Origin of the sequence: Actinophytocola sp., from assembly GCF_036555685.1 — a bacterium.
In the GTDB taxonomy this organism is placed as follows: Bacteria; Actinomycetota; Actinomycetes; order Mycobacteriales; family Pseudonocardiaceae; genus Actinophytocola.
The window spans coordinates 1-24,020 of record NZ_DATBKY010000288.1; the positions used below are offsets into that span (position 1 = coordinate 1).

At 70.3% G+C, this 24,020-nt stretch carries 22 protein-coding genes; 9 read left to right on the forward strand and 13 right to left on the reverse strand.

Going from position 1 to position 24,020, the window contains the following annotated elements; all coding sequences use genetic code 11:
• The 4 genes from VH969_RS29185 to VH969_RS29200 form a co-directional block, all read left to right on the forward strand.
• The coding region (locus VH969_RS29185; RefSeq protein ID WP_331980053.1) for an arsenate reductase/protein-tyrosine-phosphatase family protein at nucleotides 1–283 on the forward strand (283 nt) is incomplete at its 5' end.
• A 56-nt stretch (nucleotides 284–339) separates the two neighbouring features.
• On the forward strand, nucleotides 340–675 hold the full coding sequence (locus VH969_RS29190) for an ArsR/SmtB family transcription factor (RefSeq protein WP_331980054.1): 336 nt from the start codon (nucleotides 340–342) through the stop codon (nucleotides 673–675).
• Nucleotides 672–1,460, forward strand: a complete 789-nt coding sequence (locus VH969_RS29195) for a methyltransferase domain-containing protein (RefSeq protein ID WP_331980055.1) — start codon at nucleotides 672–674, stop codon at nucleotides 1,458–1,460. Before VH969_RS29190 ends, VH969_RS29195 begins: the two co-directional genes overlap by 4 nt.
• A gap of 59 nt (nucleotides 1,461–1,519) precedes the next feature.
• Entirely contained in the window at nucleotides 1,520–2,779 is a 1,260-nt protein-coding gene (locus VH969_RS29200) for a serine/threonine-protein kinase (RefSeq protein ID WP_331980057.1), read from the forward strand.
• 21 nt (nucleotides 2,780–2,800) lie between these two features.
• On the opposite strand, the gene narI is transcribed toward VH969_RS29200, so the two are convergent.
• The 5 genes from narI to VH969_RS29225 form a co-directional block, all read right to left on the reverse strand.
• The gene (gene narI / locus VH969_RS29205) at nucleotides 2,801–3,529 is read right to left on the reverse strand and encodes a respiratory nitrate reductase subunit gamma (RefSeq protein WP_331980059.1); all 729 of its coding nucleotides are present in this window, start codon (nucleotides 3,527–3,529) and stop codon (nucleotides 2,801–2,803) included.
• Nucleotides 3,526–4,122, reverse strand: a complete 597-nt coding sequence (narJ, locus tag VH969_RS29210; protein ID WP_331980061.1) for a nitrate reductase molybdenum cofactor assembly chaperone — start codon at nucleotides 4,120–4,122, stop codon at nucleotides 3,526–3,528. Before narJ ends, narI begins: the two co-directional genes overlap by 4 nt.
• The gene (narH, locus tag VH969_RS29215; protein ID WP_331980063.1) at nucleotides 4,119–5,762 is read right to left on the reverse strand and encodes a nitrate reductase subunit beta; all 1,644 of its coding nucleotides are present in this window, start codon (nucleotides 5,760–5,762) and stop codon (nucleotides 4,119–4,121) included. Before narH ends, narJ begins: the two co-directional genes overlap by 4 nt.
• Before the next feature lie 133 nt (nucleotides 5,763–5,895).
• Nucleotides 5,896–9,543, reverse strand: a complete 3,648-nt coding sequence (locus VH969_RS29220; protein WP_331980065.1) for a nitrate reductase subunit alpha — start codon at nucleotides 9,541–9,543, stop codon at nucleotides 5,896–5,898.
• A 9-nt stretch (nucleotides 9,544–9,552) separates the two neighbouring features.
• Entirely contained in the window at nucleotides 9,553–10,710 is a 1,158-nt protein-coding gene (locus VH969_RS29225; RefSeq protein ID WP_331980100.1) for an MFS transporter, read from the reverse strand.
• A gap of 381 nt (nucleotides 10,711–11,091) precedes the next feature.
• Between VH969_RS29225 and VH969_RS29230 the strand changes: the two genes are divergently transcribed.
• A complete protein-coding gene (locus VH969_RS29230) occupies nucleotides 11,092–11,586 on the forward strand; it encodes a hypothetical protein (RefSeq protein WP_331980067.1) in 495 nt (164 codons plus the stop codon).
• A gap of 39 nt (nucleotides 11,587–11,625) precedes the next feature.
• Here VH969_RS29230 and VH969_RS29235 read toward each other — a convergent pair whose 3' ends face one another.
• Nucleotides 11,626–14,532, reverse strand: a complete 2,907-nt coding sequence (locus VH969_RS29235; RefSeq protein ID WP_331980069.1) for a helix-turn-helix transcriptional regulator — start codon at nucleotides 14,530–14,532, stop codon at nucleotides 11,626–11,628.
• 234 nt (nucleotides 14,533–14,766) lie between these two features.
• On the opposite strand from VH969_RS29235, the gene VH969_RS29240 reads away from it, so the two are divergent.
• Nucleotides 14,767–15,279 carry a hypothetical protein gene (locus tag VH969_RS29240; protein WP_331980071.1) on the forward strand — a complete coding sequence of 171 codons (513 nt, stop codon included), beginning with the start codon at nucleotides 14,767–14,769 and terminating at the stop codon, nucleotides 15,277–15,279.
• Nucleotides 15,280–15,511: 232 nt separating this feature from the next.
• Here the strand turns inward: VH969_RS29240 and VH969_RS29245 are convergent, their stop codons facing one another.
• Nucleotides 15,512–16,003: a hypothetical protein gene (locus VH969_RS29245; RefSeq protein ID WP_331980073.1), complete on the reverse strand. Its 492-nt coding sequence runs from the start codon at nucleotides 16,001–16,003 to the stop codon at nucleotides 15,512–15,514.
• Nucleotides 16,004–16,133: 130 nt separating this feature from the next.
• Here VH969_RS29245 and VH969_RS29250 point away from each other — a divergent pair, with 130 nt between their 5' ends.
• Complete coding sequence (locus VH969_RS29250; protein WP_331980075.1) at nucleotides 16,134–16,454, forward strand: protease inhibitor I42 family protein; 321 nt, start codon at nucleotides 16,134–16,136, stop codon at nucleotides 16,452–16,454.
• Nucleotides 16,455–16,509: 55 nt separating this feature from the next.
• Here VH969_RS29250 and VH969_RS29255 read toward each other — a convergent pair whose 3' ends face one another.
• The 5 genes from VH969_RS29255 to VH969_RS29275 all read right to left on the reverse strand — a co-directional run bounded on the left by VH969_RS29255 (nucleotide 16,510) and on the right by VH969_RS29275 (nucleotide 21,140).
• Complete coding sequence (locus tag VH969_RS29255; RefSeq protein ID WP_331980077.1) at nucleotides 16,510–16,926, reverse strand: hypothetical protein; 417 nt, start codon at nucleotides 16,924–16,926, stop codon at nucleotides 16,510–16,512.
• 7 nt (nucleotides 16,927–16,933) lie between these two features.
• Entirely contained in the window at nucleotides 16,934–18,034 is a 1,101-nt protein-coding gene (locus VH969_RS29260) for a C1 family peptidase (protein WP_331980079.1), read from the reverse strand.
• A gap of 466 nt (nucleotides 18,035–18,500) precedes the next feature.
• The gene (locus VH969_RS29265) at nucleotides 18,501–18,935 is read right to left on the reverse strand and encodes a hypothetical protein (RefSeq protein ID WP_331980081.1); all 435 of its coding nucleotides are present in this window, start codon (nucleotides 18,933–18,935) and stop codon (nucleotides 18,501–18,503) included.
• A 236-nt stretch (nucleotides 18,936–19,171) separates the two neighbouring features.
• Complete coding sequence (locus VH969_RS29270; protein ID WP_331980083.1) at nucleotides 19,172–20,281, reverse strand: YCF48-related protein; 1,110 nt, start codon at nucleotides 20,279–20,281, stop codon at nucleotides 19,172–19,174.
• A 13-nt stretch (nucleotides 20,282–20,294) separates the two neighbouring features.
• Entirely contained in the window at nucleotides 20,295–21,140 is an 846-nt protein-coding gene (locus VH969_RS29275; protein WP_331980085.1) for a DUF1906 domain-containing protein, read from the reverse strand.
• Nucleotides 21,141–21,435: 295 nt separating this feature from the next.
• Between VH969_RS29275 and VH969_RS29280 the strand changes: the two genes are divergently transcribed.
• Both VH969_RS29280 and VH969_RS29285 read left to right on the forward strand, forming a co-directional pair.
• The gene (locus VH969_RS29280) at nucleotides 21,436–21,759 is read left to right on the forward strand and encodes a YciI family protein (protein ID WP_331980087.1); all 324 of its coding nucleotides are present in this window, start codon (nucleotides 21,436–21,438) and stop codon (nucleotides 21,757–21,759) included.
• Nucleotides 21,756–22,988 carry an RNA polymerase sigma factor gene (locus tag VH969_RS29285; protein WP_331980089.1) on the forward strand — a complete coding sequence of 411 codons (1,233 nt, stop codon included), beginning with the start codon at nucleotides 21,756–21,758 and terminating at the stop codon, nucleotides 22,986–22,988. Before VH969_RS29280 ends, VH969_RS29285 begins: the two co-directional genes overlap by 4 nt.
• 48 nt (nucleotides 22,989–23,036) lie before the next feature.
• On the opposite strand, the gene VH969_RS29290 is transcribed toward VH969_RS29285, so the two are convergent.
• Entirely contained in the window at nucleotides 23,037–23,957 is a 921-nt protein-coding gene (locus tag VH969_RS29290) for a zinc-binding dehydrogenase (protein ID WP_331980091.1), read from the reverse strand.
• Nucleotides 23,958–24,020 lie beyond the last annotated feature (63 nt).

A 24,020-nucleotide genomic window follows, 5' to 3' on the forward strand; every position in this document is an offset into this window, starting at 1 on the left:
GCCCGCCGACCAGATCAACCCGGCGGTCGTCGAGGCCATGGCCGAGCTCGGGCTCGACCTCTCGAAAGCATTCCCCAAGCCGCTGACCGACGACGCCGTGCAGGCATCGGACGTGGTCATCACCATGGGCTGCGGCGACGCCTGCCCCGTCTACCCGGGCAAGCGCTACCTCGACTGGGACCTGCCCGACCCGGCCGGCAAGCCGGTCGACCAGGTCCGCCCGATCCGGGACGAGATCGACCGCCGCGTCCGCGCGCTGCTCGCCGAGCTGGTGCCCGCCTGACCTTTCCCACGACGCTTTCATCGTTTATCGTCGATTGACGATGAAGGGAGCGTTCGATGCTGGACCGCGACACCGCGACCACCTATGCCGGCTGGTTCCGCGCGCTCGCGGACCCGACCCGGGTGCAGATCCTCAACCTGCTCGCGACGACCGGCCGGCCGATGACCGTGGGCGAGGTCGTCGACCACGTCGCGGTCGGCCAGTCGACCGTCTCCGCGCATCTGAAGATCCTCACCGAGGCCCGGTTCGTGCTCGCCGAACCGCGAGGCACCGCGCGCCTGTACCGGGTGAACGAGCGGTGCCTGACGTGCTTCCCCAGCGCGGCCGACGTCGTCATGGGCCGCCCGGCGGTCGCGTTCGCCGAGGTCGCGTGCGGGGAGGCTTCGGCATGAGCACCGGCATGAGCACCGGCATGAGCACCGGCATGGGCACAGACGAGGTTCGCGAGCGCTACGCGGCCGCCGCGCGGCGTGCGATGGCCGGCGAGACCAGGGTCCGGACGGCCGACGACCCGTTCGGCTCGGTCCACTACGGCGACGAGGCCGCCGGTCTCCCGGTCGCGACGAGCATGGGCTGCGGCAACCCGATCGCGGTCGCGGAGCTGCGCGAGGGCGAGACCGTCCTCGACCTCGGCTCCGGCGGCGGGCTCGACGTGCTGCTCTCCGCCCGCCGCGTCGGTCCCGCCGGCCGGGCGATCGGCCTGGACATGACCGACGACATGCTCGCGCTCGCCCGCCGCAACGCCGCCGAGGCAGGCGTCACCAACGCCGAGTTCCTGCGTGGCCGCATCGAAGAAGTCCCACTGCCCGACTCGTCAGTCGACGTGGTCATCTCGAACTGCGTGATCGCCCTGGCCGCGAACAAGTCCGCCGTCTTCGCCGAGATCGCCCGCGTCCTTCGACCCGGCGGCCGGCTCGGCATCACCGACCTCATCGCCGACGACACCCTCACCGACGCCGAACGTGCCGCGGGCGCCGACGTCGAATGCCTCGCGACCGCGCTCACGGCGGGCGCCTACCGGTCCCTGCTGGCGGCGGCCGGCCTGGCGGAAGTCGAGGTCCGGCCCACCCACGACGCGGGCCACAAGCTCACCTCGGCGATCATCCGCGCCACCAAACACGTGACCACAGTGCGCGGCCCGGCAAGCCGTCGACGGCTGCCGGACGAGCAGGCGTGACCGGACTGGAACCTGGCTCCGGGTTTCCGGGGTGAGGTCGTGGGGTATTTGCCGCCTTCATGGAGGGCGGCACGGCTTTCAACGTTGACGAGCCGACGCGGGACGAGCTCGGGGGCCGCTACGAGCTCGGCGACCTGCTCGGTTCGGGCGGTATGGCCGATGTGCACGTCGCCCGGGATCGGGTGCTCGGCCGCGACGTCGCGATCAAGTTCTTCCGGCCGCTCGACGACCGGGCAGACCAGGCGCGGTTCGTCGGCGAGGCGCGGATGCTCGCCGGCCTGTCGCATCCGGCCCTGGTCACCGTCTTCGACGCCTCCTTCGAAGATCAGCGCCGGCCGTACCTGGTCATGCAGCTGGTCGAGGGCGGCACGCTTCGGCAGCGCATCAACACCGACGGCGCGCTCCCGGCCGGCCAGGTGGCGGGGCTCGGCGCCCGTCTCGCGACGGCACTCGCCCACGTGCACGCGAACGGGATCGTGCACCGGGACGTCAAGCCGTCCAACGTGCTGATCGACTCCGGGGGCGACTACTACCTGGCCGATTTCGGCCTCGCCTGGGCCCTGGGTTCCGCCCGCCTGACCAACACGGGCGAGCTGGTCGGCACCGCCTGCTACCTGGCCCCGGAACAGGTCACCGGCGCCGTCGTCGGCCCGGAGGCGGACATCTACGCCCTCGGCCTGGTGCTGCTGGAATGCCTGACCGGCCGGACCGAGTACGAGGGCTCCGACATCGAGGTGGCGGTCGCGCGGCTGTCCCGCTCACCGAACGTGCCCGACGACTTCGGTCCCGCGTGGCACCAGCTGCTGACGGCCATGACCGAGAACCACCCGGCCAACCGGCCCGACGCCATGGAATGTGCGCGCCGCCTGCGTGCCATCGCGGAAGGCGGAAGCCGCGTCCACCCCGAACCGCGCACGGCCGTGCTCCGGATCGAGCCGCAGCCGCCGAGCCGGACCGCCGTACCGCCGCGGCGGTACCAGGGGAAGCTGCGCGCCGGCCTCGGCGGCGTCGGCGTGGCGGGCGTGATGCTCACCGCCGTGCTGCTCGCGACGCCGACCGGTACCGCGGGCCAGCCGGTCCCCGGCAGCGCTCCCGACCGTCCCACCACCGCGCCGGGCCACGACCGCGGACAGCCCGCCGCGGCCCGTGCCGGCAAGCAGCGACCGGTGGCCGCCGAGCGGCCCGCACGGTCCGGCGCCAAGAAGCCGGCGACCAGGCACGCGTCCCCAGCGAAGAGCGAACAGCCCAAGCACGCCCCCAAGGCACACCAAGAAGGGCACGCCGACGCCAAACCGGCGAAACCCGGCAAGACCAAATGACCCGGACGCGTGGCGTCGCCGTCAACGGACCTGCTCCCACCCCCGCCTCGGGGCTCGGCTGCCCTGCCGCACGTCGCGGCTGCGGTAGACGATGTAGGGCCGGGTGAGGTAGCCGAGCGGCATCGAGAACACGTGCACGAGCCGGCTGAAGGGCCAGAAGGCGAACAGGACCCATGCGGCCACCGCGTGCAGCTGGAAGCCGATCGGGGCCTGGGTCATCAGTGCGGGCTCGGGCTGGAAGTAGAAGATCGACCGGAACCACGGCGCGACCGTCTGCCGGTAGTCGTGCGGGTGGCCCGTGAGGTTGCCGAGCACCGTCGTGCCTAGCCCGAGCACGATCGTGCCCACGAGCAGCACGTACATGATCTTGTCGTTCCGCGTGGTCGCGGAGAACACGGGACCGACCGTGCGGCGCCGGTAGACGAGGATGGCCGCCCCGGCCAGCGTGCAGGTGCCGGCGAGGACGCCGAGCGCCACGGCGGTGGCGTGGTAGGCCGTCTCGCTGATGCCGATCGCGTCCGTCCACGACTCCGGAATGAGGAGCCCGCCGATGTGGCCGAGCGCGACGAGCAGGATTCCGAAGTGGAACAGCGGGCTGCCCAGGCGCAGCAGACGCCTCTCGTAAAGCTGGGACGAGCGCGTGGTCCAGCCGAACTTGTCGTAGCGGTAGCGCCACACGTGCCCGACTACGAACACCGCGATCGACGCGTAGGGCACGGCGACCCACAGGAAGATGTCCAGCGCGGTCATCGCACGCTCCCGTCCGCCGCGTAGGGCGACAGGCCGACCTCTTCCTCCGGCGGCCCGTCGGCGGAAAGCTGCGCGACCTTCGCGTGGTCGAGCCGGCCCAGCGGAGGCAGGGTCGCCGAGACCGAGTCGAGCACGTGCGCCCACGGCGAGCCGGCCTCGCGCAGGCCGAGGCGCATCAGTTCCAGGCCGGCGCGATGCTCGATCAGCAGGCGTCGTCCCGCGGCGGGATCGCCGGTGGCCGCGAACTCGAGCACCACCGCCAGGTGGTCGGGCAGCTCGTCCTCGCCGAGTACCAGACCGGCCGCGCGGTAGGCGTGCTTGAAGCGCAGCAACGCCATGCCGCGCTTGCGCGTGTCGCCGTAGGCGAAATAGGTGAGGTACGGGCTGAACCGCTTGCGATGGTCGAAGGTGGCCACGTAGTCGGCGGCGAGCTCGGTGAGCGGGGTCGCGTCGAGGTGGTCGAGGAAGGCTGCCAGCGGCTCGCCGACGGCCGGCGGCAGCCGCCGGACCGCGGCACGCAGCAGCGGCTGCCGGTCGAGCAGCTGCTGGTCGGGGTAGCTCAGCAGCAGGGACTGCACCTGCCAGGCGATCACGGCCGCCTCCCGGGTGATGACTTCGGTGGTACCGGGTTTCCCTTGCCGTCCCAGTTGAGCAGGTTGACCCGCTCGGTGGTCGGCGCCTCGCTGGTCTGGCGGTCGCGCAGCATGCGGAAGTTCTCCACGGCGATCGGCGCGGGGCCGCCCGAGGCCTCGCCGAACGGGCCCGAGCCGCCCATGCCGGGGCCGCCCTCGTAGTCGAGGCTGCACTCCGTCGCCAGCTCCTCGAGGCCGTGGGCCTGTTCGGCGTGCGCGGGCGGGATGACGTAGCGCTCGTCGTACTTGGCGAGGGCGAGCAGCCGGTACATGTCGTAGACCTGCTCGCCGGTCATGCCGACCGATGCGGCGATCTCCTCGCGCGGCTCGCGGCCGAGGTTGATGTCGCGCAGGTAGCTCCGCATCGCCGCGAGGCGGCGCAGCACCGCCTCGACGGGCGCGACGTCGCCAGCGGTGAACAGCCGCGCGAGGTACTCGACCGGGATGCGCAGCGCCTCGATGGCGGCGAACAGGTTGCCGTTGTCCTCCGCGTCGTGGCCGGTGTCGCGCACGACGTCGACGACCGGCGACAGCGGCGGGATGTACCAGACCATCGGCATGGTGCGGTACTCCGGGTGCAGCGGCAGCGCCATCCGGTACGTGTTGATCAGCGCGTACACCGGGGATCGTTGCGCCGCCTCGACCCAGTCGCGCGGGATGCCGGCCCGTTCGGCCTCCCGCGCGACGGCCGGGTCGTGCGGGTCGAGGAACACCTCGCGCTGGGCCTCGTACAGCCCGGTCTCGTCCGGTGTGGACGCCGCGGCGAGGACCTTGTCGGCGTCGTAGAGCATCAGGCCGATGTAGCGCAGCCGGCCGACGCAGGTCTCCGCGCACACGGTCGGGATGCCGACCTCGACGCGCGGGAAGCAGAACGTGCACTTCTCGGCCTTGCCGGTGCGGTGGTTGAAGTAGACCTTCTTGTAGGGACACCCGGACACGCACATCCGCCAGCCACGGCAGCGGTCCTGGTCGACCAGCACGATGCCGTCCTCGCTGCGCTTGTAGATCGCACCGGACGGGCACGACGCGGCACATGACGGGTTGAGGCAGTGCTCGCAGATGCGCGGCAGGTAGAACATGAACGTCCGCTCGAACTCGAAGCGGACCTTGTCCTCGATGCCCTTGCGCAACGGGTCCTTGTGCCCCTCGTCCGGCGCCCCGCCGAGGTCGTCGTCCCAGTTGGCCGACCACGTGATCTTGGTGGGCTCGCCGCTGATCAGCGACCGCGGCCGGGCGACCGGCGTGTGCTCCTGCAGCGGTGCGCTGGTGAGGGTGTCGTAGTCGTAGGTCCAGGGCTCGTAGTAGTCGTCGATGCTGGGCAGCTTGGGGTTGGCGAAGATCGTCAGCAGCTTGCGCAGCCGGCCGCCGCCCTTCAGCGTGAGCCGGCCGCGCTTGTTCAGCGTCCAGCCGCCGCGCCAGCGTTCCTGGTTCTCGTAGGTGCGCGGATATCCTTGCCCCGGCCGGGTTTCCACGTTGTTGAACCACACGTACTCGACGCCCGAACGGTTGGTCCACGCCTGCTTGCAGGTGACCGAACAGGTGTGGCAGCCGATGCACTTGTCGAGGTTCATGACCATCGCCATCTGAGCCATGACGCGCATTACCGCCTCCTCCCCGGAATTTCCGTGCGATAGCTGCGTTGGCGACGACGCCGCGCGACGGCCGGTTGATCGTGGTCGGCCGCCGGCACGTGCCCCTGCGGATCCGTTGATCGGTGGGCACCTTCCCTGACCATCAGTACGTCACCTCCTGGCTGCGGCGGCGGATGACGGTGACCTCGTCCCGTTGGTTGCCCGTCGGGCCGAGGTAGTTGAACGCGAAGGACAGCTGCGCGTAGCCGCCGATGAGGTGGCTGGGTTTGATCAGCAGGCGGGTCAGCGAGTTGTGGATGCCACCGCGCTTGCCCGACGTCTCCGCGCGGGGCACGTCGATCAGCCGGTCCTGCGCGTGGTGCATGTAGACGGTGCCCTCGGGCATCCGGTGGGACACGATGGCGCGGGCCACGACGACCCCGTTGCGGTTGACGGCCTCGATCCAGTCGTTGTCCGCCACCCCGATCTTCGCCGCGTCCTGTGTGGACATCCAGATCGTCTGGCCGCCGCGGGAGAGGCTGAGCATGAACAGGTTGTCCTGGTACTCGGAGTGGATCGACCACTTCGAGTGCGGCGTCAGGTACCGCACGGCGACCCCGGACTCGCCCCGGGACCCGATCTTCAGCTCGCCGAACAGCGCGGTCATGTCCAGCGGTGGCCGGTACACCGGCAGGCACTCCCCCAGCTCGGCCATCCAGTCGTGGTCGAGGAAGAAGTGCTGGCGGCCGGTGAGGGTGTGCCACGGCTTGAGCCGCTCGACGTTGATCGTGAACGGCGAGTACCGCCGCCCGCCGGTCTCCGACCCGGACCACTCCGGCGACGTGATCACCGGAACGGGTGCGGACTGGGTGTCGGCGAACGTGATCCGTTTGCCCTCGTGCTCGGCGGCGAGATCCGCGAGCGGCATGCCCGTCCGCCGTTCGAGTGTGTGGAACCCCTGGGTCGCGAGATGACCGTTGGTGGTGCCGGAGAACGCGAGGATCGCCTCGCACGCGTGGACGTCCCGCGCCAGCGACGGGCGGCCGTCGGCCGGGCTGCCCGGGCCGCGGCGCACCGCGCCGTTCTTGTGTCGCAGGTAGTCGACCTCCGCCGCGAGCTCGAAGGTGACGCCCTTCGTGGTGGCCCCCAGCGTGTCGGCGAGCGGGCCGAGCGCGGCCATCTTGTCCGCGATGGCCGCGTAGTCCCGTTCGACGACGGTGAGGCGGGGCATCGTCAGCCCGGGTACCGGTTCGCACTCCCCCGCCCGCCAGTCGCGGACCCGGCCGTGCGGGGTGGCGAGCTCGTCCGGGGTGTCGTGCAGCAGCGGCGTGGCGACCACGTCCCTGCGTACGCCGAGATGCGTCGCGGCGAGCGCGCTGAAGGCCCTGGCGATCTCCTGGAACGCCGACCAGTCGGTGCGGGTCTGCCACGGCGGCGCGATGGCCGGGTTGAACGAGTGCACGAACGGGTGCATGTCGGTGGTGTTGAGGTCGTGCTTCTCGTACCAGGTCGCCGCGGGCAGCACGACGTCGGAGAACAGCGTGGTGCTGGTCATGCGGAAGTCCAGCGACAGCAACAGGTCCAGCTTCCCGGTCGGGGCGCCCGGCCCCGTCTCCTGCACCGTCTGCTCGGCGCGCAGCGACGAGTCCGTGCCCAGCAGGTGCTTGAGAAAGTACTCGTTGCCCTTGGCCGACGAGCCGAGCAGGTTCGCCCGCCACACGCTCAGCACGCGCGGGAAGTTCTCCGGGTTGTCCGGATCCTCGCAGGCGAACCGCAGCCGGCCGCCCTTCAGCTCGTCCACGACGTAGTCCGCCCCGGACTCCCCGGCGAGGGCCGCCTCGTCGGCGAGGTCGAGCGGGTTGCGGTCGAACGTCGGGTACGACGGCATCCAGCCCAGCCGGGCGGACAGCGCGATGAGGTCGGCGGTGCTCTTCCCGCCCAGGAACGAACTGTGTTTTCCCGGGGAGCGGCCCCCGGATCCCCGGGGATCATAGCGATGCTGGTCGGTGTGCAGGTACCAGTAGGCTGTCTGGATCATCTGCCGCGGCGGGCGGGACCAGTCGAGCGCGAACGCGAGCTGGGACCAGCCGGTGACCGGCCGGCACTTCTCCTGCCCAACGTAGTGCGCCCAGCCGCCGCCGTTGACGCCCTGGCAGCCGGTCAGCGTGGTGAGCGCGAGGAACGCCCGGTAGATCGTGTCGGAGTGGAACCAGTGGTTGGTGCCGGCGCCCATGACGATCATCGAGCGGCCGCGGGTCTCCTCGGCGTTGGCCGCGAACTCGCGCCCGATGCGGGCCGCGGCCGCCGCGGGCACGCCCGTGATCGGTTCCTGCCACGCCGGCGTGTACGGCTGCGCCGCGTCGTCGTAGCCGGCGGGCCACTGGCCGGGCAGGTCCGCGCGCGCGACGCCGTACTGCGCGAGCAGCAGGTCGAACACGGTGGTCACCAGGTGGCCGCCGACTCGCCGGGCGCGCACGCCGCGTCGCAGCGTGCCCGGCTCGTCGAAGCGGGGCAGCTCGACCTCGACCGGCTCGCCGTCCCCGATCGACAGCACCGGGTCGACGTCCCCGAGGTCGAGGTTCCACCTCCCGGCACCCGCCTCGCCGTACCGGAATCCGAGCGAGCCGTTGGGCACCGCGGGCTCTCCGGTGGCCGCGTCCAGGAGAACGGTCTTGAAGGCGGCGTGCTCGGCGGCGTCGCCGAGGTCGTCCGCGGTCAGGAACTTGCCCGGCACGTGCACGCCGGCCCCGACGTCACCGCGTTCGTCGAGCCGGACCAGGAACGGCAGGTCGGTGTAGCGCTTGGCGTAGCCGGTGAAGTACGGCACCTCGCGGTCGACGAAGAACTCGCGCAGGAGCACGTGACCCATCGCCATGGCGAGCGCGCCGTCGGTGCCCGGCCGGGCGGCTAGCCACTCGTCGGCGAACTTGACGTTGTCGGCGTAGTCCGGGGAGACGGCGACGACCTTCTGGCCGCGGTAGCGGGCCTCGGCCATCCAGTGCGCGTCCGGCGTGCGGGTCACCGGCAGGTTGGAGCCCCACATGATCAGGTAGCCGGCGTCCCACCAGTCGCCGGACTCGGGCACGTCGGTCTGGTCGCCGAACACCTGCGGCGAGGCCACCGGGAGATCGGCGTACCAGTCGTAGAACGACAGCATGGTCCCGCCGATCAGCGACACGAACCGCGCGCCCGACGCGTGCGAGACCATCGACATCGCCGGGATCGGCGAGAACCCGGCGATCCGGTCCGGCCCGTACCGCTTGATCGTGTACACGTGCGCCGCGGCGGCCAGCTCCGTGGCCTCCTCCCACGACGCCCGGACGAGCCCGCCCTTTCCGCGCGCCGCCTTGTACCGCACGGATCGGTCCAGGTCCTCGACGATCTCGGCCCACGCCTGCACCGGGTCACCGGTCCGCGCCTTGGCCTCCCGGTACATCTCGAGCAGCACACCGCGCACGTACGGGTAGCGCACCCTCGTGGGCGAGTAGGTGTACCAGGAGAACGCGGCCCCGCGCGGGCAGCCGCGCGGCTCGTACTCCGGCCGGTCCGGCCCCACCGACGGGTAGTCGGTCTGCTGGGCCTCCCAGGTGATGATCCCGTCCTTGACGTAGACCTTCCACGAGCACGATCCGGTGCAGTTCACCCCGTGCGTGGACCGGACGACCTTGTCGTGGCTCCACCGGTCGCGGTAGAACTCGTCCGCCTGCCGGCCGCCGATCTTGTGCAGCGTCCGCAGGTCCGGGGAGACCTCCGCGCGGGTGAAGAAGCGGCGGGTGCGTACGAGGGCGTCGGTCAGCTCGTCGTCCACCATGATCACCTCTCAGCCGGCCGTCGCCACGGCCTGGCGCACGGCGGTCGCCGTGAACAGCGCCGCCGCGAGCGCGACGACGGCGAGCGCGGCGAACCCCAGCGCGTAGGACGACAGCGCGCCGTACAGCGCGCCCATGACAAGCGGCGGCACGAAGCCGCCCAGCCCGCCGGCCGCGCCCACGACCCCCGTGACCGCGCCGACCTTGTTCGCCGGTGCCAGCAGCGCGACGAGCGCGAAGACGGCACCGCTGCCCGCGCCCAGCGCGGCGGCCATCGACAGGAACGCGATCGTGCCGAGCGGCATCAACGCCGGGGTGAACGCCTGCACCGCCGCCCCGGCCACGACGACGGCGAGCGCGGCGGTGAGCACCCGGACCGGGTCGGTCCGGTCGGAGAGCCAGCCACCGAGTGGCCGCATCACGACCGCCAGCAACACGAACCCGGCCATCCGGTTCGCCGCGTCGGCCTGCTCGAGTCCGTACGCGGTCTTGAGGTAGGCCGGCAGGTACACCGAGAACGCGACGTACCCGCCGAAGGCAACCGCGTACAGCGCCGCGGCCTGCCACGTCACCGGCAGGCGTGCGGTCGCCGCCAGCCGCTGGCCGAGCGAGCCGGTCGGCACCGTCCGGTCCGGCGAGTCCCGCAACACCGCCAGGGCGACCACGGCGTAGACCGCCAGGACCGCGGCGGTCACCACGAACGGCGTCGGCACGCCACCGGCGTCGACGAGCTTCACGGTGGTGAGCGCGCTGATCGCCGTGCCGCCCATGCCCATCCCGAAGACGCCGATCGCCAGCCCGCGCCGCTCGGGCGGGAACCACGCGTTGACGAACGGCACGCCGACCGCGAACGCCGTGCCGCCGATGCCGAGGAAGAACCCGCCGACCAGCAGCGCGGCCAGCGACGAGTGGCCGGCGAGCCCGACGAACAGCACCGGCACGATGGTCACCGCGGAGACGAGGGGGAACATCACCCGCCCGCCGTACCTGTCGGTCAACGCCCCGACCGGAATCCGGCCGAGGGAACCGACCACGACCGGCACCGCCACGATCAGCGCCTGCTCGAACGCGGTCAGCCGGAGTGTCTCCTGGAACATCGGCCCGAGCGGGCTCAGCAACGCCCACGCCCAGAAGTTCACGGCGAACCCCACCGTCGCGAGGACGAGCATCACCGCCCGGCGACCCGCCGAGGGCGCCTCACCACCGCCGCGACTGCGTGACACCTCCGTGCTCACGAGCTGTACCTCCCTCTGACAGTCGAGGCACCTGGCCATCGTCTGCCAGACCAGCCGCGACCGCATCTCGGCGCGGCGGAACGGCCGTGGGCACCCGTGGTGCCGGCGTCAAGAACGGACAACCCGGCAGCGGCGTGCCGCGGCGGAGCGGGGCCACGTGGCGCGGCCGGACGGTGGCCCTGCGTAGCTGAGGGATTTCCCCAATAACCGTCGGCCGTCCTGTCTGCCAGCGTTTTCGGGCGTACCCGGCCGCCGCAGCTCCTGCCGCTGGCACGGGCTCGGCGACCACCTTCTCCCGGACGAATTGGGGTTGACATGTACAAAGTCAGGAATCTCGGGCACAGGGCCCGGCGGCGGCTGCGCGCCTGCCTCGTGATCGCCGGCGTGGTCGCCGGCCTGGGCGTGGTGGGGCCCGCGACGGCCTCGGCCGCGGGCAACGTGTGCGACTTCAGCATCGAGAACACCGACAACGTCGTCGGCGACGAGGTCAAGGCGAAGGTTCTGCAGGAGGGCGGCAACGGCGACGAGATCTTCATGGTCGTCGGCGGGAACCTCCTGCCGCAGAGCGGCACCGTCCAGTTCCCGACCGCCGGGACGGCGAAGCCGGCCAGCGCGTTCGGTCCTATCACGACGGTGCGGTTCTCCGACGGCGCGCTCAGTTTCAAGTTCGTCGAGGACGACCCCATCGAGAACGACAGGATCAGCCCGAAGAACGCCTTCTTCGCGTGCGAGCCGCAGAGCGGCACCCTGCAGCTCGTCGGCGCCGGCGCGCAGTACGAGGTGGAGGCCGTGGTCCGCGTGGTGGCGTGACCGCTCGACGAGGCGGTGACGGTCGGTCGGGCGTGTGGGTCAGGAGTGCGCACGCCCGATCGCCGCGCCCACCGCGCCGCGGCCGGTGACCCCCAGCTTCTCGAACAGCTTTGATACGTGCCGCTCCACGGTCTTCTCGCTGACGAACAGGGCGGCGGCGATCTCGCGGTTGGTCCGGCCCTCGCTCACCAGGTCGGCGACCTGACGCTCCCGCTCACTGAGTGCGGACAGCCCAGCGCCGGCACCCCGTGCGCCGTGGCGCGTCACCCGCAGGCCGAGCCGGCGCAGCTCGCGCGCGGCCTGGTCCCGGTAGCGGCGAGCGCCACATGCCTCCAGCTCTCGCAGGGCGCGGGTCAGCTCGCCCGTGGCCGCCTCCCGCTGTCCGCCCGCGAGCAGGGCCCGGCCGGCGAGCAGCCGTCCCCGCCCCGCGTCGATGCGGTCGCCGGCCCGGTCGGCCGCGTCGGCGGCGGCCAGCGCGGCCGCCGCGGCCGGCCGGACCGCGCCACGCGCGAGATCCACCGCGGCCCGGGCGCGCAACGCCTCCGCCGACCTTCCGGGGATGGTGATGCCGTCGGCCGCCCGCTCGGCGAGCGTCGCCCAGCGCTCGGCCGCCTCGTGGTGTCCACGGCCCAGCTCGGCGCGGGTCAGGATCTCGTAGAAGTGCGGCTTGACGGCGCGCTCCACCGGCTCGAGCTCCGGTCCGCCGACCGCGGCCAGCAGCTCCGCCACGCAGCGGTGTGGCTCGCCCGCCTCCAGCCGGGTCTCCGCGAGACGGCAGCTCGTGATCGCGGCGAAGTAGTTGTCGCCGACCCGCCGCGCGACCTCGACGGCCTCCTCGCCGTCGGCCACCCCGGCGGCGAGATCGCCCGACAGGGTCGCGATCCAGCCGCGCAGCGACAGCGACCAGGTGAGGAACTGATCGTTGCCGGACAGCCGGGACATCTCCATCAGGTCCTCGGCCAGCGCGGCCGCTTCGGTCAAACGACCACGCCATGTGGTGCAGATCGCCGAGCCGATCGTCATCGGCACCACCAGATGACCCTGGCCGGTGGCGCGCGACAGCGCGAGACCGCGGGCGAGGTAACGGATGGCCTCGTCGTGGTGTTCCATGCACTGGCCGTACCAGCCGAGCCAGAAAAAGGTGCCCAGCAGCTGCGTGAGCCGCCCGTCCGGCAACTCGTCGACGAGTCCGGTCGCCTCCCGGTGGTGTGCCGCGGCGGCACGCAGCCGGGCTGTCTTGTACTCCGCCACCGCGAGCGCGATCGCCGTGTTCGCGCGCAGTGCGGGATCGCCGAGCGCGGCGGCCCCGAGATACGCCTCGCGCGCCCAGGTGTGCATCCCGTCGTTGTCGTTGACGTAGAACCGGTCCGACACCAGCTCCAGCCGCAGCGCCACCGCCTCGGCCGACCGGGGATCCGGCAGCGTGTGCAACGCCGCGCGCAGCTGGGCGCCGGCCGCGTCGTGGTTGCCCAGCAGGTGTTCGATCAAGGCGACGAACGGGATAAGCCGCACGCGCGTGGCCGACCGTCGCGCCGGCAGCGCAGCGAGGATCTTGTGCATGACGTCGCGGCTCTCCGCGAGGTGACCGGCCGAACCCAGCGACGTGGCCAACGGCTCCAGCAGGTCGAGGCGCCGGCGGCCGCCCGCCGGCTGACGGTCCGCGGGGAGAAGCCGCAGCGCGGCGGTGAACCAGCGTGCGGCGCTCGCCGGCGCGTGCGGTGCGGCGGCGTGGCCCGCCTGCTCGAGCACGGCCACCGCGGCCAGGTCCCCGGGCTGCGCGGACTGCTCCACGTGGTGCGCCCGGACGGTGACCGCAGCGCCGCGTTCGTCGAGCGCGGCGGCCAGCCGGCGGTGTGCCGCGAGCCGCCAGCCGGCGCTCGCGGACGCGTAGACCGCGTGGCGCACGATCGGATGCCGGAAGCGGACCCGGCGCGGCGCCGTGGTCTCCCGCAGCAGATCCGCCGCGATCAGCTCGTCCAAACAGGACAGCGCCGCCCGCTCGTCGATCCCGGCCGCCCGTGCCGCCAACTCCGGCTCGAGCTGCTCCCCGACCACCGCCGCACCGGCGAGCAGCGCCCGGGCCGGCGGCGTCAACCGATCGAGCTCCCCCGCCAACGCGGCCCGCACCGGCACCGGCAGCTCCCCGTCCACGGCGACGCCGGCAGGGCGCCCGCGACCCGCCGACTCCCGCACCGCCCGGGCAAGCTGCTCGAGGTAGAAGGGATTGCCCCCGCTCTGCTCGTACAGCCGCGTGCGCAGCTCGTCCCCGAGATCGCCGACCAGCTCGGCCGCCTCGGCCGGGCTCAACGGCCGCGGCTCGACGGTCGTCGACCGACCGCGCCGGCGCGCCACCTCCAGTTCCGCGAGCAGTCGCGGCTGCGCCTGACGCGGCCGGTACGCGAGCGTCACCAGCACCCGCCCGCGGATCCCGCGGCGCAGCAGATGGCAGATCAACTCGACCGACGCCGGGTCCGCCCAGTGCACGTCGTCCAGCGCGACCACCACCGGCCGGCACACCGCGAGCCGCTCGAACAGCAACCGCATCGCGTAGTGCACCCGGAAGCGCTCGCCCTGCAGACCGCCCTGCCGCGCTCTCCGCGAGAAGGACGGGAAGACCGCCGCGAGCTCGGCGAGCCGCTCCGGATCAAGCTGCTCGACCACACCGGCACCCGGCGAGCTCACGTAGTCGTCCATCGCGTCGGCGAACACGCCGAACGGCTGCCCGGCCTCGAACTCGGCCGCGCGGCCGGCGAAGACCAGATGGCCACGGGCCTCGGCGGCCGCGACCATCGCGTCGAGCAGCGAGCTCTTCCCGATCCCGGGCTCACCCAGCAGCTCCACCACCCCGGAGACACCCGAGCCCACGCCGTCGAGCGCGGCGTCGAGCAGGTCGAGCTCCCGCTCGCGCCCGACCAACCGCCGACCCGCCGGCACGGCACCGCCCATCGCACCTCCGACCCGACAGTCGGCCTCCAGCCCGATAAGAGGTTCGGGTCCAGCCACCGACGGAGACACCAGCATCATCGCCGGCCACCCACGCATCGTGATGGCCACGCGCACCGAGCCACAGGGCGGCTACAGGTCCGGTACAGCCCGCAGCACCATCGTCTGACTGTGCCGAGTTGTCCCACCCCGGTCAGCGGCTGACACATCAGGAATGCAGTCACTCGAGGAGCACGTATGAAGTCCTTTTCCCTAAAACGAAAGCTCACCACGGCGCTGACTCTGGCAGCGGCGTTGACCGGACTGCTGTTCGCGTTCACCGGCACGGCCGGTGCCACCACCGAATTGACCCAAGCCCTGTGCGCGAACTTCGGTTGCGATGGCCACAATCCAAACATCCAGAACTGGCAGAGCACCTATACCGTCTACAGCATCAGCGACGGAAGCGGCTATATCGATTTGCGATCGGGTGTGACCGACGGGGATCAGTACGCCTGGGCTCGTGTCGAGTGGACTCCCGGCGGATACCCGGGCAACGTCTGGGTGGACCGCTACAGCAAGCTGTCCGGCACCTTGGAAACGGGCCTGGGCAAGCACTCGCTGTCTCAGTCGGGGGCGTGGTCGGCGCAGGAGGCCCCGAACACCTGGCTGACGTGGAGCGGCATGTATTACAACCCCAGCACCTTCGAGGTACGGGCTTGTGTCGGCTTCTCCGCCCCGGGCGGCACGACCTGTACAGACTGGTACTAGGCCAGTCCACCGCGCGCGCCACCATCGGCCACTCGACGCGGTTCATATCTCCGGGCCGGCCTCGCCGCTATCGAGGCCGGCCCGTTTCGGGCGCAACACAGCGATGGAGTCTGGCACTCCTGCCCGACCTCCGCTCCGAATGCAGGCTCGACCTCGACGGTTCACGCCGTGATCGCGAGCAACTGATCAACACCGTGGCCCGGAGCCTCGCACCTTCCGGGTTACTGCCGGTTCACGGCACTCGACCAAGATCGAGCCGAGCCATACGCTGGAACTCTTTGATCGACTCGAGAATTTGCGGATAGTCGCTGACCTGACTGAGAATCGCCGGAGTCAGTTGGTCAGCAACCTGCCACGCCGCATCCACAAGCTTCTCAGCACCAATTATCGAGACATCGGTAACCGCTTTCCGCACCTGCTCGGTGAGCTGATACAACTCCTGGTAGATCCTCTGGCGACCCTCTTTCAACGCATCGCTCTCGGGGTTGTCGGCCAACTGTTCGCTATACTCCTGGTACGAGCGCGCCGCCGCCAGCGCCTCCCAACAGGCGGTTGACAAGCCGCGATAGGCACGGAGGCGTTGCTCGAACAAGCGCTGCTGAGCCGCCAACCGGCTCTGTGCCCGAAGTTGCCGATCAGCAGCTTGAGCCTGCCACCAAGCTGCCGCGAAGCCACCGATGAGAGTTGCCGCTGCCGGAATCGCCAATTCCCACCACTGCGCCATGAATACTCTCTACACAATCAAATGTTCATGGTCGTGGCTTCCCACGCCCCTGAGACGCTGTTGTTATCGGCCAACAGCGCAAGGTCTCGAATAGTTATTTTCACCTCTCTCGACGGTCTACAATGCTGGTGTGGCTGAGGTCGAGTTGATCGATTCCGACGATGCCGAGGTGGATATCGGCGACGAGGTCGTCATCCGACTGCGGGAGAACGGGACGACCGGCTACGTATGGTCGGTGCGCGAGCTGGGTGCGGGACTCGAACTGATCAGTAACGAGTTCGTACCGCCGAGTGTCCAGCAAGTGGCTGGTGCCGCCGGCGAACGTCTGGTCCGGGTCCGGGTGGTCGATGCGGTGTCGGCGAGCGTCGTGCTGGAGCACGCGCGGCCGTGGGAAGCCGCGCCGATCGAGCAACGGCGAGTGCGGGTGACTGTGCGAGGTCAGCCGGCGTAGTCGCTCGGGGTCGGACCGCCGGTGAACAGCGATCCGGACCCGAAGCGACTGGCGATCACCAGAGGTAGATCTCGTAGATCATTCCATCGGCTTCCTCGCGGACGTTGATGGGACGGCCGGTCTGGCGAGCCTGCGATGCCAGGGTGAGCAAGGCCGTGAAGGCGCCGTCCCGGCCGTTGTAGATCTTGCGCCAGCCCAGGCCGGCGACGCGGACCCAGGCGTTGCGGGTCTCGTCGATGGCCCACAGCGCGTCGATCTTGACGTTGTTGCGCCACGTACCGGTTACCTCGCCGACCGCCTCGGCGGCCATCGCCGGCGGCACCGTGACGGGTCCGGCAAGCGGCATGGACTCGGCCGCCCGTAGCGCCACCTGCCTGTCGCTGAACGCAGTTGGTTGCGAGCTGCCCGGCACGTCGGTCTCGGTCGTGCCGTCAGACGTCGGCGGATGAAGGGTCGGAGTTCCGTGGGTCATGATGTCCCTACCACGCATAGATTTGCTTGACGCTGCCGTTGTCCTCGAACATGCCGACGGGCCTGGCGAGAGCCTTCGCGGCCGCCAGTTCGGACAACATTCCCTGTGCCGTGACCATCGCGGTGCTGTCGAGCTTGAGCCATCCGCGCTGGGCCCCGTAGGCCCAGATGTTGGCGTCGTATTCGTTGCTCCACAGGCTGGCGACCTGCTGGTCGGGCAGCCAGGCGCGGATGTTGACGCCATACGCCGCACAGGTCTGGAACGTCTCGATACCGCACTCGCCATAGGCGATGCGGAAGTACCCGGCATCGCCCCAGTTCGTGCCCCAGCTGTTACGGGCGATCCAGCAACCTGCCGCATCGTCGTAGCCGATGAGCACCACGCAGTGACCGCCCGCGAGCCCACCGGAGAGGTGACGGTAGACGCCGGACCGGTAGCTGAAGAAGTCCTGGAACACGTTGAAACACGCGGTGACCGATCCGTACGTGGAAATGGACTCCTTCATCTTCGCCACGTTGCCGGAGATCGTCTCGAACGACGAGACCTTGGCCAGCCGGTTCGGCCAGTCCGCATTGAGGTTCGAGCAATCCTGGTCGCCGGCCGTGTAGGGGTAGTAGTCCTCGAACGTGACGCCCTTGTCGCGCGCGCAGGTCAACGCGGGCTCCGGCAGCCACCCGTTCGAGCAGTTGCGGCCCGCCGCGCGCCCGTGGCAGTAGAACAGATGTGCTTCGGACAGGTCGATCGGCATCGTCGTGCGGCGCGTGTACCGGAAGACGGTCTCCATGACCGCCACCGTGCCGAATGCCACGCAGGATCCGCAGGCCCCCTGATCCTTGACCGGTGTGTCGTAGCTGACGCCACCGACATTGCGGAGGTCGAAGCTCGTGGGCGCCCCGGCTGCCCGCGTATCGGCGACTGCCGCGGCGAGGGCGTCGTCGTGGGCCGGCAGTTCGGGCCGGGGCGGCACTCCGAGGCGAATCGTCCGTTCCCGCTCTTCGAGGGCGGTCATCGCCGTAGCGCCGCTGTTCCAGGGATTGCCGGCCTCGGCCAGCGCGTCCTGAAGCGCAGCGAGATCCAATGGTTGCAGTGGTCCGGTTGTGTCAGGCATATGTAATTCCCCAGACACTCAGGTAAATTGGACAGAAGTCCCCCGACCGAAAGACAATGCTCGCTTTCGGCGACGTCCCTTTATCGGAGAACCTTTCATACGTACCACCGCGCACCGTCGCGCAACAGGGACTTTCGACTTCTGTTTTCGGAAAGATCTTCCGGAGAATTCGGTCTGCCTTGTCGGAAATCGCCCTTCACGGCCAGACGTCTTCCCGACTTCGGGCGGCACGTAATACACGGACCGACCCGACGTGTCTGGGATAGTTCGCCCTGTCGACCGGTAGCGAATTCACCGATCGAATCTGTCGTAAGGCGAAACAGTCACGACGCCGCGACGAGCACTCCAGGCGGGTCACGTGGGAGGGGACATGACAAGGTTCGCCCTGCCGAGGAGCCTGGCAGGGCGAAGTCCCTGACCCGAACCAGCAATCACCAGCCAAGGAACGTTGGGTCACTCGGCCGGATCAGGTATGGCCGGTATTGATCCAGTCGCGGCAGTAGTTGAGCATTGTGTCGCCCTCGAAGCGGGCAACTTCAATGCCGAGATCGCCGAAGCCCCCACTGAACTGGGCGGTGCTGGAATAGCTGGCCCCGGTGCCGTATCCCGTGTACACCTTGTGCCAAGGGTAGTAGATCATGTTCGTATTCAGATCCTTGCCGATGACACGGATCTGCACGTGGTGATCATCGGCCAGCGTGTCGTCGACGTTGAAGTCGAGCGGCACGCTCGTGATGCCGACGTACCAGGCCCAGATATGAGCCGTGCCGCTCGCACCCGTGGTCGAGCAGGAACGATAGGCCGCAGGGGTGGGCGGATCGGCCGAGGCGGGCATCGCGGTGAGCGTCATGCACAACCCCGCGATGACCGCACCAACCGTGAACTTGAGATGCCATTTCATTAACGAGCTCCCTACTGAGACTTCAAGTGAAAGGCCCGAGCCATACACGTCGCCGCGGCGCGGTTGTTCCTCTCGTGAGTTCGAACGCCTGATGCGCGCCCGTGATCACGAGAATCACGCCGGGGTGTGTAGCCGTTCTGTAGGCAGCCTGTACTGCGGGTGGGTGGGGCATTTCCAGCGCGACGTGCCGCGGGGCGGCGGTGTGGACACCGCCGCCCCGGGTCAGTACGTAACCGTCAGTTGAGCCTTTGCACCCAGCGCAACAGCTCGTGCCACGTCGCGCCGTTGTCGGTGGTGGCGACCAGCCTGTGCGTGATCACGCAGTCCTGCTTCTGGCCGGCACAGCTGCCGGACGATGCGAGCGCCCAGCCGGCAGAGCCGACCATGCCTATCCGCGACACGCCCGCGGGCAGGCCCTGCGCCGACTTCGGCGTCGCCGCCGCGGTCGACCCGTTCGCCGCGGGAACGCGACCCAGCCGGCCACCGGCCGGGTCCGCGACGGCGACCGACGAGTCGCGCGCCACCGACACCGCGGGGGCGACCGCGGAGTCGGTGGCCGTCCGCACGGCTCCGGTCTCCCGCCAGCTCGCGCCGTTGTCGGTGGAGGTGAGCAGGCCGACCCGCGACCGGTCGCCCTTGCTCACGCTCACCGGCACCACGCCGTTCGCCGGCGGCGCGACGGCCTGCGGCGCTTCCCCGCCAGACAACGAGAACCGCGCCTTGGCCCACGAACCGCCGCGGTTGGCGGAGGAGTACAGCTCGTTGCCGAGCGCGCCGCCCGCGAGCCAGATCCGGCCGGCGGTGTCGACGGCGACGCGCCCGGCCACCGGCGCGATGCCGGCCCGCCACGACGCGCCGCCGTCTGTGGTGGCGTACAGGTCCGCCATCGAGAACGCGCCGCCTGTCTGCTCCCTCGCGACCAGGGCGCCGCGCTCGGCGTCCCCGAACGCGACGGACAGGTCGGCGATCCGTGCCTTCGTCGGGATCGTGCTCGTCGTCCAGGACTTGCCGCCGTCGGCGGTGCGCGCAACCGCGATGCCGGTTCCGTCCAGCGCGGCGACCCAGCCGTGCGTGGCGTCGGTGAAGCTCGCCGCGCGCGCCGAGCCGGCCGGCACGTCGACCGCCGTCTTCTGGAACGTCTTGCCGCCGTCCCGGGTGAGTAGCAACGCGTCGGCGCTCAGGACCCAGCCGAACCGGTCGGTCACCAGCCCGGCGTCGATTGGCGCCGAGGTGAGCGTGTCGCTGATCGCGGGTGCGCCCGCGTTCGCGCCGGGGCGCTGTCCACAGGCGGTCACCAGTGCGAGCGCGATCAGGCCGGTAACAGCACTAGCCAGGAGTCGTTTCATGGTCCGTTCCCTCCTACACGCAGCCCTGGCTGGCGGTGTCCCCGGCTGGGTAGACGGGGCCGTTGGAGCAGTCGCTGTCCACGGAGACCGTCACGCCGTTCCAGGTCTCGCTGTGGCCACCTCGGTACTGCTTGTGTCGCTGGTGGAGGGTCCAGTTGCCGGCGCTGACGCAGGCCATGTTCGACGTGCTCGTGATGCCGTCCCAGTCCGCGCCGTGGATGAAATCCGGGGCCGGGTTGTTGCTCGCATAGGTCCCGATGCCCGATGCGCAGCTCGACCCGTAGACGCCCGCCTTCTGCGCCGGTGGGACGTGCAGCTGTTCGGTCCAGCCACGGATGAACGCCTTGGCCGCGCTGAGACAGCCGCTGTTGCTCGTGTCGAACGCCTCGAGGTCATAGATCACCGGCGTGTTGTCGGTCGACATGCCGAGGCTGATCAGCTTGTTGTACGAGGCGATCGCCTCGTTCTTGCCCTGGTTGTAGGCGGTGGTCGTGTTCGAGCTGAACCGCGATCCATAGCTGGTGCAGGGCGCCTGTGGGCCGACCCACAACGGCATGATTCCCCAACCCATGTTCACCAGCGAGCTGACGAACGACGCTGAGTTGGTCGGGCACGCGGCAGACGAGCCACCGATGTAGATCCCGATGTTGTTGTACGGCGTGTTCTGCCAGAACGCCTGAGCGCGGGCGGTGTTGTTCATCAGACCGCAGGCGTCGATTCCCTTTCCGGTACTGATCCCGAACGACGCGGCCGCCGGCGTGGCGCCGGCGACCATGATCGTCGGCTGGGCCAGCGCCGCGACCAGGAACAGTGTCGCGAGCCCGGCTCTGAACCGGGACTTGCGGGAGAAGATAGTCATGAACACATACATCCCTTCGTGCGCAGGGGGGACGATGAAATCAGCCTGCCATGAGTTGGCGAGATGTGATCGTAAGTGGGCAAGAACTAACCGATCGTTTGAGTGCGAAGACCTGAGCACGCGTTCTCGCAGCAGGTCGTACTGATCTCGAAGCCGGCACCGAAGCGGTTCCGAAGAAATCCGGAAGGCGGTGTCGGATCGGGGCGGTGGTGTTCGTAGGAGGGGTGAGGCCGCCCGCGAGGGGCCGGCACCGGGTACACCACAGCCTTGAACAACAACAGGAGATGATCTTCAGATGCAGTATCTGGTTTCCGTGATCGATGACAAGAGCAATCCCGGCAGCACGGACAGGCAGCCGGCAATCAGCGCGTTCAACGAACGACTGATCGCCGAGGGCTACTGGGTTTTCGCGGGCGGCCTCGCGGACACCACCACGGCCACGGTCATCGACAACCGGGGCGAGCAGGCGGTGTTCAGCGACGGGCCGTTCGTGGAGTCGAAGGAGTACCTGGCCGGCGTCTGGGTGTGGGAGGCCCCCGATCTGGATGTGGCGCTCAAGCTCGCCACCGAGGCGTCGAAGATCTGCGATCGGAAGATCGAGGTGCGGCCATTCCGGTGAGCGCCGTCGACGAGGCGATCACCCGGGTGCACCACGAGGAGTGGGCCCGGGTGGTCGCCGCCCTGACCAGGCGTTTCGGCGATCTCGACATCGCCGAGGAGGCCGCGGCCGAGGCGTTCGCGACCGCCGTCGAGCGGTGGCCGGCCGACGGCGTGCCGCCCAACCCCGGCGCCTGGCTGACCACCACCGCCAACAACAAGGCCATCGACCGGATCCGGCGCGAGAGCAAGCGCGACGACAAGCACAAGGAGGCTCAGATGGTGTACGACGACGACCCGCCCGAGCCTCTCGGCGCCATCGACGACGACCGGCTCCGGCTGATCTTCACCTGCTGCCACCCGGCGCTGGCGATGGAAGCCCGCCTGGCGCTGACGCTGCGCATGGTCGGCGGCCTGACCGTGCCCGAGATCGCCCGCGCCTTCCTGGCGTCCGAGGCCGCCATGGGGCAGCGGATCACCCGCGCGAAGGCCAAGATCAAGGCGGCCCGCGTCCCCTATCGCGTGCCGTCCGCCGAGGATCTGCCGGCCCGCGTCTCCGGCGTGCTGGCCGTCCTGTTCCTCGTGTTCAACGAGGGCTACCTGGCGACCGGCCCCGAGACCGATCCGGTACGTCAGGACCTGACCACCGAGGCGATCCGGCTCACCCGCCTGATCCGTGCCCTGCTGCCGGACGACGGTGAGGTGGCCGGGCTGCTGGCGCTGATGCTCCTCATCGAGGCCCGCCGCACCACCCGGGTCTCCGGCGGCGAGCTGGTCGCCCTCCACGAGCAGGACCGCGGAGCCTGGGACACGGCCCTGATCGCCGAGGGCCACCGCCTGGTGCGCGAGCGCCTCGCCGCTGCCGCCGCCGGGGTGGCGCCGGGTCGCTACCAGATCCTCGCCGCGATCAACGCCGTGCACACCTCCGCCCGCGACGTACGCGACACCGACTGGTCACAGGTCGTCGCCCTCTACGACCAGCTCGTCCGCCTCGACCCCTCGCCGATCGTCGTCCTCAACCGGGCCATCGCGGTCGCCGAGCTCGACGGCCCGGAGGTGGCGCTGGCGGCCGTCGACCGTCTCGAGGACAAGCTGGCCGCCTACCACGCCTACCACGCCACCCGCGCCGAACTGCTGCGCCGGCTCGGCCGCGGCCGGCAGTCACGCGCCGCCTACGACAAAGCCATCGACCTGGCCGGTAACACCGCCGAGACCGCCTACCTGACCCGCCGCCGCGACCAACTGCGGTAGCGCCCACGGATCTCCCGGCCACACAGACGGCGGCCGTGCTTGACGCGGTCAGTCGATGCGGAGCACGACCTTGCCGCCGATCCGGCGCCGCAGCAGGGCCTCGAACGCGGTGGCGTGCTCGCGCCAGGAGACCTCGAGTGCCACCTGCGCGTCGAGGCGACGGCCGGCCAGAAGCTCGCACAGCCGACGCAGGTCGGCGGCCGCCCCGGCGTGGCGGGCCAGCTCGTCGAACAGGTTGAGCGTGTAGATCCTGGCGCCGGGCGCCCGGTCGAAGCGAGCCGCCCGGAACGTGACCGTCTCATCGGGATGCCGGGTCGCGAGGTTCACCACCACTCCCCCGGCGGCCAGATGCTCGATGGCCCGCCCGAAGATCTCGCCGCCGACGCCGTCGACGATCAGGTCGAAGTCACCGTCAAGCTGGTCGAGGACCTCGTGGGCACCCAGGTCGTGCAACGGCTCGCACCCCGTGGCGTCGGCACGCACCAACGCGGTGACCCGCGCCCCGGCCAAACCCGCCAGCTGCACCGCCATGCGCCCTACACCACCGTTGGCCCCGGTGACCAACACCCGCTTCGCCAGCGCGAAGCCGCCGACCTCCAACGCCCGCAACGCGGTCAGTCCGGCTGTTGGCATCGCCGCGACCTGCGCGTCCGGCACCCCGTCCGGAACCCGAACCAACCACGACGTGCGTACCGCGACCCGCTGCGCCCAGGCACCGGCCCGGACCAGCCCCACCACCCGCGCTCCGGCCGCCGGCCCACTGCCGTCCGCAGCGGCCTGCTCCACCACACCCGCGACGTCCCAACCGACAGGCGCCCCCTCGCCGCGCCGGGCCAGATCGACGACCTCACCCCGGTTCAGCGACGACGCCACCACGCGCACCAGGGCCTCACCGGGCAGCGGCACCGGATCGGCCACCTCACCGAGCACCGCATGCGGCGCGGCACGCGTCGCGGTCAACGCCAACACACCCACACCCTAGGCGCGCGCCCGGCGCTCTCCCGTCCGTCATTCGACGGCCGACGCGGCGGT